12 protein-coding genes are annotated in these 13,063 nt (G+C 54.9%); 1 reads left to right on the top strand and 11 read right to left on the bottom strand.

The features are described 5' to 3' along the window. Window positions 1–37 precede the first annotated feature (37 nt). Window positions 38–538: a hypothetical protein gene (locus AB9F26_RS03275; protein WP_369767263.1), complete on the top strand. Its 501-nt coding sequence runs from the start codon at window positions 38–40 to the stop codon at window positions 536–538. 51 nt (window positions 539–589) lie between these two features. Here the strand turns inward: AB9F26_RS03275 and AB9F26_RS03270 are convergent, their stop codons facing one another. The 11 genes from AB9F26_RS03270 to AB9F26_RS03220 form a co-directional block, all read right to left on the bottom strand. Then, window positions 590–2,584 (bottom strand): TRAP transporter permease, encoded by a 1,995-nt coding sequence (locus AB9F26_RS03270; protein ID WP_335583632.1) that lies wholly within the window; start codon window positions 2,582–2,584, stop codon window positions 590–592. Between the two features lie 6 nt (window positions 2,585–2,590). Then, entirely contained in the window at window positions 2,591–3,058 is a 468-nt protein-coding gene (locus tag AB9F26_RS03265; protein WP_369767262.1) for a DUF1850 domain-containing protein, read from the bottom strand. Next, the gene (locus tag AB9F26_RS03260) at window positions 3,055–4,014 is read right to left on the bottom strand and encodes a TAXI family TRAP transporter solute-binding subunit (RefSeq protein WP_369767261.1); all 960 of its coding nucleotides are present in this window, start codon (window positions 4,012–4,014) and stop codon (window positions 3,055–3,057) included. Before AB9F26_RS03260 ends, AB9F26_RS03265 begins: the two co-directional genes overlap by 4 nt. Window positions 4,015–4,165: 151 nt before the next feature. Next, window positions 4,166–5,200 (bottom strand): SIS domain-containing protein, encoded by a 1,035-nt coding sequence (locus AB9F26_RS03255; protein WP_369767260.1) that lies wholly within the window; start codon window positions 5,198–5,200, stop codon window positions 4,166–4,168. A gap of 1 nt (window position 5,201) precedes the next feature. Next, complete coding sequence (locus tag AB9F26_RS03250; RefSeq protein WP_335583636.1) at window positions 5,202–5,942, bottom strand: ATP-binding cassette domain-containing protein; 741 nt, start codon at window positions 5,940–5,942, stop codon at window positions 5,202–5,204. Then, window positions 5,942–7,150, bottom strand: a complete 1,209-nt coding sequence (locus AB9F26_RS03245) for an alanine racemase (protein ID WP_369755232.1) — start codon at window positions 7,148–7,150, stop codon at window positions 5,942–5,944. Before AB9F26_RS03245 ends, AB9F26_RS03250 begins: the two co-directional genes overlap by 1 nt. Before the next feature lie 15 nt (window positions 7,151–7,165). Then, window positions 7,166–8,119, bottom strand: a complete 954-nt coding sequence (locus tag AB9F26_RS03240) for an ABC transporter permease (protein ID WP_369755233.1) — start codon at window positions 8,117–8,119, stop codon at window positions 7,166–7,168. A 178-nt stretch (window positions 8,120–8,297) separates the two neighbouring features. Then, on the bottom strand, window positions 8,298–9,350 hold the full coding sequence (locus AB9F26_RS03235; RefSeq protein ID WP_335583639.1) for a substrate-binding domain-containing protein: 1,053 nt from the start codon (window positions 9,348–9,350) through the stop codon (window positions 8,298–8,300). Next, complete coding sequence (locus AB9F26_RS03230; protein ID WP_369767259.1) at window positions 9,347–10,630, bottom strand: M20 family metallopeptidase; 1,284 nt, start codon at window positions 10,628–10,630, stop codon at window positions 9,347–9,349. The genes AB9F26_RS03235 and AB9F26_RS03230 overlap by 4 nt, the downstream gene beginning before the upstream one ends. Then, entirely contained in the window at window positions 10,627–11,841 is a 1,215-nt protein-coding gene (locus tag AB9F26_RS03225) for an ROK family protein (RefSeq protein ID WP_369767258.1), read from the bottom strand. Before AB9F26_RS03225 ends, AB9F26_RS03230 begins: the two co-directional genes overlap by 4 nt. A 235-nt stretch (window positions 11,842–12,076) precedes the next feature. Beyond that, window positions 12,077–13,036 (bottom strand): LysR family transcriptional regulator, encoded by a 960-nt coding sequence (locus tag AB9F26_RS03220; protein ID WP_039003954.1) that lies wholly within the window; start codon window positions 13,034–13,036, stop codon window positions 12,077–12,079. Between the last annotated feature and the right edge of the window lie 27 nt (window positions 13,037–13,063).

Raw genomic sequence — 13,063 nt, 5'->3', positions numbered from 1 at the left:
CCCGTATTTTCCTCACGCACACTTTGAAAGGCCACATATGAAGCCCTCTTTTTTCCTTGCCTCCGCAATCTGCGCGTTACTTTTGACGGGAACGATCGCGCCTGCGGACGAGCCGTTGTTGCTGTTGATACCCAAAGACCAGTTGCGCACCATTTTGGAGTTCGCGCCTGACGACGGTTTGAAAATGGCCGCGTGCGATGGAAACCGCACGTTCACATGCACCTACATCTGGGGCGCGCCCGACGCAGATGACGCTCTGCGTATTGAATTGGGGGCAAAGCCTGATGGCAAAAGGCTTTATGTGATCGCGGCCCGCGCCGCGAGAGCCTCTGATTTTGATCGCGTGCTCGCAGTTTACAAAGACGCAGTTCCGGTTGCGGATTTGGGTGTCCAAGCCGTTTGGTCAGAAATGCGTGGGCAATTGTCGATTCTCACTGCCGACAACAAGGTCATTCACGTCAATACCGACATGACCCAAAGCGATGATCAGAAAACCGCCGCAATCACCATAGCCAATCTGGTGCTTGCGACTCCCTAAACGAGCATCAAATAAGCCACGGGCGCCTTGCACGACAGGACGGCAAACGCATCACGCCAAACCATTTACAGGAAATTCGCGGCGACCTCGGGACCAATTTAGCGTCAGCATAGTTACCAAGATTGCAACTCCCACAATCTCGACCCGCAAATCTGGCCAGAAGACCGCAATAACTCCCGGCACGATTAGCAACCGTTGCCATAAAACAATCGGTGCGAAAAGATACCCCTCAAGACAGGCGGCAAAGGCGGTGAGAGCAATAATCGCGAGAAAACCGCTCCAAAGAACCAATGGGATTGGTCCGCCAAGGATGATGCTTTCGTTGAACACCATGAAAAGCGGGATGAGGTACAGCCCCTTGGCAAACTTCCACGACTGTAAACTGGTCTCCATCGGTTTTGAGCCAGCAATCGCGGCCCCCGCAAAGGCCGCGAGCGCCACCGGCGGCGTGACGTTACTGTCTTGCGAATACCAGAACACCACCAGATGCGCGATCAGAAGCGGCACGCCGAATTCCGATGTCAGCGCGGGGCCGACGAGGATGATGAGCACGATGTAGGCTGCGGTTACCGGCAAACCCATACCGAGGACTAAGCTTGCGAGGAGCACGAGGATCAGCGCCAAAACGATGTTGCCACCCGAAAAGGCGATCATCATCGACGAAAATTTCAACCCAAGTCCGGTCAGCCCGACAACGCCCACAATGATCCCCGCCACCGCGCAAGCCATCGACACAGCAACCGCATTCCGCGCGCCCAATTCCATCGCCTGCGCCGTTAAGGACAGCCCACGACGACACAGTGCAACAAAGCCGTCCATGGTTGGTCGGTCGGTTGCGTAGCTCCACAACGCGCGGGCCGAAGCCGCTACGACCACCGATATAATCGCGTAAAACCCTACCCGCATCGGCGAATAACCCGACACCAGCAACCATACCAACGCCACCAGCGGAAGCATGAAATGCCATCCGTCAGCCATCACCCTGCGCACACTCGGCAGTTCTTCGGCTGTCAGGCCCTTCATGCCCTGTTTGACCGCTGCGATATGGACCAGCAGATAGACCGCGCCAAAATAAAGGAAGGCGGGGAAAATCGACACCAGCACGATATCGACATAGGGAACCTGCGTGAATTCGGACATCAGGAACGCGCCCGCGCCCATAAGGGGCGGCATGATCTGTCCACCCGTGGAGGCCGCGGCTTCGATACCGCCAGCCTGCGCGGGCCGATAGCCCAGTTTTTTCATCAATGGGATCGTGAAGGCTCCCGTGGTCACAACATTGGCGATTGCCGATCCGCTAATCGAGCCCATGCCGGCAGAGGCAATCACGGCAGCCTTGGCTGGCCCGCCCCGTTGCCGCCCCGTCGATGCATAGGCCAAATCAATGAAGAATTTGCCCGCGCCAGTCACCTCAAGGAACGCGCCAAAAAGCACGAAGACGAAAATGAACGTGGCAGCCACACCCAATGGTAGGCCGAAAATCCCCTCCGCTCCGAGGGTCAGCTGGCTTGCCAAGCGGTCCAGAGTATAGCCCCGATGGTTAAGAATACCGGGCATCCAATCGGAGAGAAACGGTAACTCGCCACGGTTGCCAGCAAAGGCATACACAATGAAGGTCGCGCCGATAATTGTCATGCCAAGGCCTACAGCACGACGCGCGCCCTCAAGCACAACCAGCGTCGTGATGACCCCGACAGTGATGTCAATCGGGCGCGAAAAAATCGAATTGGCGATAATGTCGATGTTCATCGGCAACCAAACGCCGACCAAAACTGCACAGAGTACGAGCGCGCCGTCGATAACCCAACCAAGCACGCCACGCACGCGATCTTGGCCGAAAACCGGATAGATCAGAAAGCAAAGTGCCAGAATAAATCCCAGATGGATCGGGCGCTGAAAAAAGAGACCAAGGGGCTGTAGCCCAGCGGCGTAAAGCTGAAACAGGGAGAGCAGGATGCCGACGATGGCTATCGCACGAAGCAAGAGGCGCGAGGTCGCCACAGTTGGCTGTGGCATTGGGGGGCGTTCTGCAAGATCGGTGGTCATCGTCGATTAGTTCCTTATTAAGGCAATGCGAACGCGCGCACGCGGGGCAACAGCCGAAAGCGAGACTTCAGTCCCGTCCATGTTAATTCGATGATCTACAAATCCCGCACCGGGACGTAGGATATAGGCGTTTGTGGGAACGGCCTCGTCGATATCTTCAATCCAGTAACCGCCCTGCCCGTCCGACACTTGAACGCCGCGTCCGGGGATATGGTCAAGTCCAGCGGCGAAATCCGGCAGATGAGCGCGCACCAAAACCATGCGGCCCCCGCGATTTTCATAGCAATCCGACACCTCGAACCCTTGCACCGAATGATGCCAAAGCACGCACCAGCCGGCCCCATCTGGGGCATCAAACACGGCAAGCGTTTCGCCGGTGTCCACTTGGGTCGCCGTCAGAGTATCGGCTTGGGCGACCAAAGTGTTAAACGAAAGGAGGAGAGCGCAAAGCCCCCCTCCGAACCATGATATCATGGGCGCAATTCGTCAGGAACTGTCGCGCCAATTTCCTCGAAGTAGCGGATCGCACCAGGGTGGAGTGGGATCGGCGAGGCAGACAGAGCCAGTTCAACGGTTGTCTGGTTTGCTGCGGGGTGAACCGCTTGAAGCTCTGCGATGTTTTCGAACATGGCGCTGGTGATCTGATAGGCAAGATCATCCGACATTTCCGAAGACACAACCAAGACGTTGGGCACGCCAATCACGAACGTATCCGCATCGACGCCGACATAGGTTCCGCCCTTGAGCGTGGTCACGGCAAACACCGGATTGGCGGCGTCCGCTGCGGCCAATTCTTCTGCACCAAGTTCGATCAAAACAATATCGTTCGTAGTCGCAAGGTTGAGAATTGACGAGGTTGGCGCACCAACCGACCAGAAGCCAGCGTCAATATCGCCATTGGCCAGCGCATCTGCGGTTTCGTTGAAGTTTAGGCGTTGTTCATCAATATCGTCATAAGAGATGCCGTTTGCCGTCAGAATTTGCTCGGCGTTGACCTCAGTACCGGAACCGGGGGCGCCGATGGAAATGCGCTTACCGACCATGTCCTGAAGCGAAGTAATACCGCTGTCTTTCAGGGCCACGATTTGCACCATGTTTGCGTATGCAACGCCAACTGCGCGCAGCATGGGCAGCTGTTGCCCCTCAAAGCGGCCTGTTCCAGTATAGCCCTGTAGTACCGTGTCGGCCAAAGCAAGCGCGACATCGGCATCGCCCGTAGCAATCAGGCCCATGTTCTCAACGGATGCGCCTGTAACTTCGGCGGTCGCGGCATAGCCGTCGACATGGTTGTTGATGATTTCCGCAAGGCCGCCGCCAATTGGGTAATAAACGCCACCGGTTCCACCGGTCGCGATTGAAAGCTGTTCCTGCGCGAAAGCAGGTGCGGCCATAACCAGCGTGGCAGCCGCGAGTGTCTTGATAAATTTCATAGTTTAGTCCTCCCATAGGTCCATTTTTGATTGCACCACCTTATGGGGGTGACGAGGACTTTCCAAGAGTGCTGTCAGACTAAATCGAACTCTTCTACATTAGGCCAATATTACTGCCCCAAATTGCGCGCGGATTATACATGCCCAAAGGTCACATGGTGACAGTCACTTTATTGAGCCCCACGGGAGCATCGGCGTTTTCGCCCAGATTTTGGGCCAAAACCTCAACAAAACTGTAGAATGCAGTAATCTGTATCAACGGAAGTACGAGGGGATTGGTCACTACTGGAACAGGCAGATTCATTTTTGGGCCCATAGAAGAAGAAATCGAGAACGCGGCTGCGCCTTTTTCACGCATAGCTTTGGCCGCCGCTTCAACGGAACTGCGAGAACGATCCTCAGGATCAAATAACAGAGCGGCAAATTTTTGGTCTGCGAGGACGACGGGGCCATGCAGCACCTCTGCCGAGGAAAAAACTTCAGCGTGGATGCGGCAGGCTTCCTTTAACTTCAGTGCCGCTTCGGCAGCAACGGCCAGTCCAGGACCACGGCCAACCGTGAAAACCGATCCAGCCCTTGCGAGGGCCAGTTCAGCTTTTGACCAATCGCAGGTTAGCGCGGCGCACAGTACGTCAGGAAGGCCGCGCAAGGCTTTTTCAAGGTCTTTGTCTTGTGTAAAGCCCGCAACGAAACCCAAAATCGCGAACAAACTGCTCACGAATGATTTAGTCGCCGCGACCGCCTTCTCTGGCCCTGCGAACACTGGCAACACGGTTTGCGCGCCATGCCCAAGCGGGCTGTTAATCTCATTGAGAATTGCCAATGTGCTTGCTCCGCCCTTTTTGGCGGCCTCTTGCAAAGCGACAAGGTCAGGGCTGCCACCCGATTGCGAAATGGACAGGCAGATAAAATTATCCAACTTCAGCGGGGTCTCGTAAATCGACGCGACCGAAGGGCCAATGGACGCAACAGGCAAACCCGTTTGAATCTCCATCACATATTTGAAGAACGTCGCCGCGTGATCCGAAGTACCGCGCGCGCAGGTCACAAACCCCACCGGATTAGACGCCGCAGCCTTGCGCCCAGCCTCAATGTACCCTGCGAGGCCTTCATTGATCTGACGGGCGATCACATCTGGAATTTCACGGATTTCACCGGCCATAATTGTCTCGATTGGCTTATTCATCTCACGCTACTCCGGTGATCATAGAAACGATTTCGTTCTTGTCTGTCTTGGCTGTTTCGCGGATGCCGATTTGCTCGCCCCGACGTAAAACACAAATGCGATCGGACAGGCGAAAGACCTGATCCAAGCTGTGACTGATGATGAGGATTGCGAGGTTCTTGGCTTTGAGCGCGGCGATTTGTTCTTCTACCCGCGCGGTTTCCGCCACCCCGAGCGCGGCTGTCGGCTCGTCCAACAAGATGAGTTTACTTGCCCACGCCGTCGCACGCGCAATCGCGATCCCTTGGCGTTGCCCGCCACTTAGTTCGCTGATTGTTGAGCCTGCCGATGGGATACGGACATCAAGTTCGTCGACAAGATCCTGTGACTCTCGCAACATACGCGCTTTGTCTAGGAGGCCGAAAGGGGGCTTGGTTAGCTCCCGCCCCAGAAACATATTCATATAAACGGGCTGTTGGTCGGCCAAGGCGAGGTCTTGATAGACCACTTCGATCCCCTTGGCCCGCGCGGAGCTTGCGTCGCTAAAACTTGTGGGCGTGCCGTCCAGAGAAATTTCGCCGGATGTCGGGCTGTAAACACCCGACACGATCTTAATCAGCGTGGATTTCCCCGCACCATTATCGCCAACAAGGGCCACGATCTCGCCTGCTTCAAGGTCAAGCGAGAAATCCTGAATTGCCACGACACCGCCAAAGGATTTGTGAATGTTTTTGAGGGAGAGAACTTTTGTATCGGATGCCATTAGAGAGCCCTTTCTGGCCAACCAGTGACCTCGCCGAAAATGTTTTCTATTGTCGTGACTTTGGGGGTGCCTGTTGAGATGCCAGAAACACCTACGATATTTGCGCGCGTAACGAAGGCCTGCCCCCTAAATCCGAACACGACCGTATCGCCTGTTTTTGGTTTTACGGGTCCAGTGGCGTCAATCATCCCGTAATAGTCGATGGCGGAATAATCGGGAATTTCGACACTGGCCAAGGCCTTGCGTGCGCTTGTCGGTTCCGAAGAAACGATGGCCTGAACATCATATTTCGGGAACACCGGATCAATATAAAGACCGCCGCCGAAGCAGAACGCATTGCCGCCGTGATGGTGCGAGACCTCGCTAAGATAAAGCACGGCGGGGTTTTCGGGCAAATCCTCAACCGCGTGCAGCGGCGTCGTGCCATGCAGCGCATTTCCGGGTTCACATTGGGTCGCGCCCGCCTCGGCCAGTGCGGCCAGCATCACCGTGGAATTGGTGCCAGGGGCGTTTATTTCAATGTCGGAACGCCCCGCCGCCGCCAGCGCTTCGGAAGCGCGCGCAAGAGTTGCCAAATTCGGAGTTGTTTTGACTTTGCGGCTTTCTCGATCAAACAGGAGCGCAGGAAATGTGGTAATCCCTGCAAATGCTGCCCCTTCCATCGCGTCAATTTGATCTGCGACATTACAAATATCTGAGGCGGCAAACCCACCTTCGTGGCCACGATAAAACGTATCCCCTTCTGTTTGAATACGCGCCATCAAGTTTTGCACCCGTCCTGCCTTAACCGCTGCATTTGCCGCCTCGCGGGCCTTATCTTGGCTGAACACCGTCCAATAATCGGGCTGCAATTTAGCGGCGGCAAACTCGGCGTCACGCTGTGGCACTTGCACGAGATGACCGAGGTGGCCCGTTTTGAGACCCGCCCGATGGCAGGCAACGGCACAATCCATGTCAACGGCAACGGAGCGGTCAATCCCCCCACGCATAATCGCCTCACAGAACCCCGAATGACGGCCAACCTGCTTGGTCATGGCAAATGTTTTGAGGCCCAGCGCATTGGCGGTCGCCACGAATAATCTTGCGTTGCTTTCGATTGCATCAAGATCGAGAACATAAGAGTTTGGCGGGATCGCGCCCGATTGATGCAAGGCCATCGCGGCCTCAATGAACTGCGGATTTCTTCGTAGAAGTACGTCTAGGAACATCTTTTAGGTCCTCGCTTATCGGCTGCTGTCGCGGAGAGATACCGCTACGGCAAGGAGAATAATTAGTCCTCGAACAATCATTTGATTGGAAACTTCGAGATTCATCAGGATGAGTCCGTTGTTCAGCATCCCCATCATCAGCGAGCCTACGAGCGCGCCAATGACGGAGCCTTTGCCGCCTTTGAGGGCGGTGCCGCCAACGATGACCGCCGCAATGACTGTCATCAGATCACTTTCACCAAGCGTGTATTTCGCCGCTTGCAGGCGACCCGCATAGAGCAACCCAGCCAAGCCAGCTGTCGCGCCACAAATGGTCAGAACATAGAAGCGGATGCGGGGAACTTTGATGCCGGAAACTTGGGCTGCGCGTGGATTATCACCCGTCGCCAATACATGTGCGCCAAAGCGCGTATTGCGATAGACCAGATGTCCAACACCCACGGCAATGACTGTCCAGATTACCAGTGAGGGGATCGAAAAGAGCTTGCCAGACCCGAAGATACCCGTGAATGTTTCGTTCAAAACGGGGATCGAGCGCAGATTGGTCATAGACCGCGCAATCCCCGCAAAGAGACCCATCGTCGCCAAAGTCACCAGAAAGGACGGGAGCTTAAGATAGGCCACGAGGGCGCCATTCAAAGCGCCGATGAGGATACCCGCCCCCAAGCCCGCAATCACACCGACGGCCATGCCGAAACTTTGCATCGCGACCGCTGCGGATAATGCCGACACCGCAACAATGGATCCAAAACTCAAGTCAATTTCGCCAGCGGATAAGGCAAAGACAAGGCCAATTGCCATAATCGTCGCAGGCGCGGTCTGCAGCAAAATATTCGTTAGGTTCCGTTGGGTTAGAAACCCGTCGTCATGCAGGGTAAGCGCAAAGAAAATGAAGATTGCAACAAATCCGAAGTAGACAACCATTTGCTGGAAGTCAGCGCCGTTTAGTCGGGATTTTATATGTGTCATATCAGCCTTCCAGATGAGATTTGACATTGGGTCGAAGGCACCAAACGATGATTTCGCGTGAAGTGTTGCCAGCTTAATTTCAAGCCGACTTCACTTGTGGATTCCTGTTGGGGGTATCTCGTTCGCCGCTAGGCGAAGCGGTCGACGGCCCAATAAAGACTGGGCCGCCCGTTTTATTTTAGTTTGCGCTCAGGCTTTCTGGCGCTTCGATATGCAAGGATTTCATCCAACCTTCGGCGACATTGTCGGCCGTCACAGTGACTGCTGGGGCCACGATAAACGGTGGTACGTCTTGATCCAGCAGATCAAGAATGGCCGCAGCAGCCATCACACGGCCAAGTTCATAGGCCTCATCCGCAATAATCGCAGCCACGTTCCCACCACGGACCATGTCCAATGCAATCGGCTCGGACAAATCTAGGGTGACGATTTTAGTGGTTGAATTTCCGTTGGCCCGAAGCGACGCCAAAACACCCTCGGCTGGTCCCGCCCAAGTGACATAGATACCGCCAATGTCGGGATTACGAAGCAACATTGCGTTCGCAATATCTTCTGCGCGCGCGGGATCGCTGATCCCCTGTTCGGCAATGATCGAGATATTCGGGTAGTCGTTTTCGATCGTCGCCTTAAACGCGTTATCCCGTTGATTTGTTACATAATATTCCGCATCGTGGAAAATCCAGCCAACAGTGCCTTCATTTCCCATCGCGGCGGCAAGTGCGTCTGCTGCTTGCTTGCCCATTTGGAACAAATCATCCGTTGCGATCGCCGCGTAGTCGGCGGGATGCTCATAGCCCGAAGGTAGATTGGACAAGAACACAAGTTTCACACCCTCTTCCTTGGCCTCTTGGAAGGCGGCCGCCGATGTGACGGGATCTAGGGGGAGGGACAGAATGATATCCGGCGCTTTTACGAGGGCAGTTTCGATGTCGCTCCGCTGTTTCGCGGCATCAAAACCGGCGCTTGTCGTCGCAACAACCGTAATGCCAAAGCGCGTGAATTCATCGGTCGCGCCTGCCGTTACCGCGTTTACGAAATCCGACTGGTCATGCCAGAGAAGCGCGGCCGTATACGCGCCCGCGCGGACCGCCTCTGCGCTGGTGTCTGGAACCACAATCGCCGATGACGGGGTTGCGGCCTCGCCTTGGGGACCCACTGTTTGGGCGGCGACGGGAAGTGCTGCCAGAGCAAAAGCTGCGCCAGACAGGACGTTTTTCAGTAAGTGTTTCATTGGTTTCCTCCATTTGAATTTGTTGACTCAGTTTTCGTTCCACAGAAGCGTGCGATAAAAAGTGCAAAGGCTCGGACACCCGCAAGATACTCGCTCACCGCGACGCGTTCCTCAAAAGTGTGGGCAATACTGATATCGCCAGGGGCGCAATAAACGGTTGGACAGCCGATTTCATTCACAAGGAACGGGCTTTCCGACCAGTAAGGCGCTCCGCCGATTTCAGCCGTGGCCCCCCTTACTTCTGTGACGCATTTGGCGAGAGATTTTGCTGCGGGATGGTCGGGGTCGATCTCGACGGGCGACCCGCCAAAACGGTGATCGCGCCCAGCGGGATAGGTGATATCGAAAGAGATACCGTCGTCGAACGCGACACCCTTCACGACCGCTTCAAATTGCGCTACCGCTTCGTCGAGGTTCTCGCCGGGGCGCAGTTTTCGGATCAACGAAAGCTCACATTCGCCAGGGACAGCAATATAGCCGCCGCCGTTGATTTTCGTCACCAAGATGTCGGAAGCACCGACCAAAGGATGAGTTGGACCTTGGGCAAGCTCCTCGGCATGCTGCCAAAGTGCGGTGAGAAGTTGGTGTGTTGCCTTTAGCGCGTCGACCCCGTCTTGTGGCGTTCCAAAATAGGCGGACTTCCCTGTGATCGAAATCTCCGCGATGAAAAACCCGATCTGCGCGGTGTAAACATCCAATTTTGTCGGCTCAACATAGACGGCGAAGTCGGGTTTAGCGATTTCTCCTGTGACGATGCGTTTCACCAAATCTTTTGCGCCAGCACTAACGCCCGTGTTTGGCTCGCCACTCTCCTCATCGCCGATAAATGCGAAGGAAACGGTGCCCGCCAATTGCATGCCAACAGTATCAAGGAGTCGTAAGGCCGCGAGGGCAGAACAGATGCCTGCCTTCAAGTCACAGGCACCTCGGCCCCAGATTTCGTTGTCGATAACGGGGGCGGAAAAAGGGTCTTCTTGGGGCTGCCCTTTCCAGTGTTCGGCCCAACCGCGCACATGAACAGTATCAGTGTGCCCGACGAACATAAGATTAGGGCCATCTGTGGTCCCCACCCGAGCGCCCCAAGTGTTCGGACGGTCGGGAAGGAAGTCGCCCGAAGCAGGCTTCAACCCTATCTGTGTCATCTCTGACATAAGGAAATCGACAAAATGGCCCTCATTGCCGGTGACACTTTCGCAGCCGATGGCCCCGCGAAGCAGTTCAATGTCGGTACGCGCATCTTGCCGGGCCTCAAGCTTGGCAATCAAATCAAAATCACTCATGCGACGTCCTCCTGATAGGTCTTCAGTTGCGGTGCAGGGATGATAATTTTCGCGCCCGGGAGCCCACCAGAAAATAATGCAACATGCAGCCGGGACAGCGCGATGGACGTGCCGCCAGCGAGCGCCGCGTGATTTCCAAGGGCGGAGACTTCAATCGGAATCTGTCTTGGGAAACACTTGCGAATTTCAGGTTCAATCAGCTTAGTGAATTCGTGGCGCGCGCCAATGGAACCGCCGATAACGACACATGCGGGGTCTACCACGGCGGCGATTGCCGCAATCGCCCGTCCAATATAACGTGCCGCTTGGGTCAACACTTTTTCCGCCGCGGCATCCCCAGCTAGTGCGGCATCAAACACCTCAGGGACGGATTTTTGGACGCCCGTTAATTCCAAATAGTGGCCTTTGATCGCGTTGGTTGCGGTCATGCGTTCCAGCGCGCCAACCGTCAGGCTTTCGGCTTCATATGGATCGGCACCAAAGGGCAGATACCCGATTTCGCCCGCCGCACCCGTTGCGCCACGCACCAACTGCCCGCCAATAACAAGGCCAGCACCGATGCCCGTTCCAATCGACAAAAAGACCAAGTCGTCCTTTTCTCCCTGATGCGTCATCCAGTGCTCCCCTAACGCAGCGAGGTTCACATCGTTTTCCACCAGCACCTCGATCCCGAGGCTCTCCTGCATCAAAGTCGGAAAATCGATAGCGTCGATCCCCGCAATGTTGGGCGCCATATTGATGTTGCCACTCGCCGAATCCAAAACGCCGGGAACGCCAACGACGGCAACGCGGATTTTATCGGTGCTAATGTCCAAATCCGACGCAGATTTATGAATAATTCGGCCAATCTGGGCAACGACATCCTTCCCGCCAGTCTGCACTGTGGGTTCCATGATTTCAGAAACAACCGCGCCAGAAAGATTGCAAAGCGCGACGCGAACCTTCGTCCCTCCAAGATCGACGCTGGCCACCAAGGCCGCTTCGGGAACGATTTCATAGACAACTGCCCGACGCCCGATGTTTCCCTCAGTGCGACCAACGGTTTGCACCCATCCGTCCTGCTCAAGCGAGGCAACAACTTCGGAAACCGTCTGCTTAGACAGGCCCGTCATCTTTGCGACACTCGCCCGCGAAATGGGCCCATAAGTCGTAATTGCCTGCACAACTGAACTCAAAGTCATCCTTCGCGAAATATTTGTTGGATCAATCATGGCGCACCCTATTAGTTCGTCTAGATACCGAACTAATAGGGATTCGAAATTTAAGTCAACGTTTTTTTGGATAATTTGCGGAGGGATTGACCAATTTGAACGCGTCTCTGCGAGGCTAAGACATCATTTTTCACATTGATGTCGGCCGGAAAACCAAACCTTTTCAACGTTTTTTCATAACTTTCAAACAACATCAGCGCGCATGTTGAAGCACGCTACAGTCGTTGTCACATGACTATGCGCTGTAGGTGCGGTCTTCCAACGGCAGGGAATCAAATTCGGCATTAATCATCTCAAGAAGGATCTTTTCTGCGCGATTCATGCTGCGTTTGGCGTTGGTCAGCATATGAATATCCACGGCGGGCAACGATTTAAACGGGGGAACCTGCCAAAGCAGACCTGATTCCACATCCTTGCGGGCCACATGTACTGGCAAGGTTCCAATTCCGATATTAGCGACGATCATACGGCGGACTTCTGGCAGGTTTGACGACAACCCTTTGGGATCGGCACGCATGCCCAACCGCCGTCGCAGATGCGCAACGCCAGACAGGGGACCGTCGATTTCATCGGTGTGAAAAGACACCGCATCTTCGTTTTTAAGCTCGGATGGGTCGATATCGTCGCGGCCATAGAGTCGATGCCGCGGACCACAGAACAATCCGAAATATTCACGATAGAGGTGGCGCGCCTCCAGACCCGCTGGCTGCTCATAAAACAGGCAAACGCCAAAAGTAACGCGATTTTGCTGAAGGTGGGTCATCACATCGGCGCTGCCCATGGTCGAAATTGTGTAACTCACACGCGGATAAAGCTCGTTAAATCGCGCTAAAACGGCGTCAAAATGCGGGGAAACAACGTGGCTTGCCACCGCGATACTGATCTGGCCCGTCACTTCATCATCAAGGCTGCTCATCAAATCCGGCAACTGCGAAACCGCGCCAAAAATCGAGCTGGCCTCCGCGTAAAGGACTTCGCCCAAAGGCGTAACGCTAAAATGTCGGGGCGAGCGGTTCACCAGTTTGCGCCCAACAATATCCTCGAGTCGTTTCAGTGCCGCACTGATCGTCGGCTGCTTTAAGCCCAGAAAATGTGCCGCAGGTGTGATCCCCCCCTCATCCACAACGACCATGAAAGTCCGAAGCAAATTCCAATCCAAGTTCCAAGGAAAGCGTTGTGCATTTAATTTAATCATAGAAGCCATCTATTTTAGGAATTGGAA

Source organism: Falsihalocynthiibacter sp. BN13B15 (assembly GCF_041205415.1).
Lineage (GTDB): Bacteria > Pseudomonadota > Alphaproteobacteria > Rhodobacterales > Rhodobacteraceae > Falsihalocynthiibacter > Falsihalocynthiibacter arcticus.
The sequence above is the reverse complement of the archived record's forward strand: the minus strand, read 5'-3'. Positions and strand labels throughout refer to the sequence as shown.

Bases quoted from the DNA above. Each gene is read 5' to 3' on its own strand.
- AB9F26_RS03275 (WP_369767263.1), top strand. From the start codon at position 38: ATGAAGCCCTCTTTTTTCCTTGCCTCCGCAATCTGCGCGTTACTTTTG.
- AB9F26_RS03270 (WP_335583632.1), bottom strand. From the start codon at position 2,584: ATGACCACCGATCTTGCAGAACGCCCCCCAATGCCACAGCCAACTGTG.
- AB9F26_RS03265 (WP_369767262.1), bottom strand. From the start codon at position 3,058: ATGATATCATGGTTCGGAGGGGGGCTTTGCGCTCTCCTCCTTTCGTTT.
- AB9F26_RS03260 (WP_369767261.1), bottom strand. From the start codon at position 4,014: ATGAAATTTATCAAGACACTCGCGGCTGCCACGCTGGTTATGGCCGCA.
- AB9F26_RS03255 (WP_369767260.1), bottom strand. From the start codon at position 5,200: ATGAATAAGCCAATCGAGACAATTATGGCCGGTGAAATCCGTGAAATT.
- AB9F26_RS03250 (WP_335583636.1), bottom strand. From the start codon at position 5,942: ATGGCATCCGATACAAAAGTTCTCTCCCTCAAAAACATTCACAAATCC.
- AB9F26_RS03245 (WP_369755232.1), bottom strand. From the start codon at position 7,150: ATGTTCCTAGACGTACTTCTACGAAGAAATCCGCAGTTCATTGAGGCC.
- AB9F26_RS03240 (WP_369755233.1), bottom strand. From the start codon at position 8,119: ATGACACATATAAAATCCCGACTAAACGGCGCTGACTTCCAGCAAATG.
- AB9F26_RS03235 (WP_335583639.1), bottom strand. From the start codon at position 9,350: ATGAAACACTTACTGAAAAACGTCCTGTCTGGCGCAGCTTTTGCTCTG.
- AB9F26_RS03230 (WP_369767259.1), bottom strand. From the start codon at position 10,630: ATGAGTGATTTTGATTTGATTGCCAAGCTTGAGGCCCGGCAAGATGCG.
- AB9F26_RS03225 (WP_369767258.1), bottom strand. From the start codon at position 11,841: ATGATTGATCCAACAAATATTTCGCGAAGGATGACTTTGAGTTCAGTT.
- AB9F26_RS03220 (WP_039003954.1), bottom strand. From the start codon at position 13,036: ATGATTAAATTAAATGCACAACGCTTTCCTTGGAACTTGGATTGGAAT.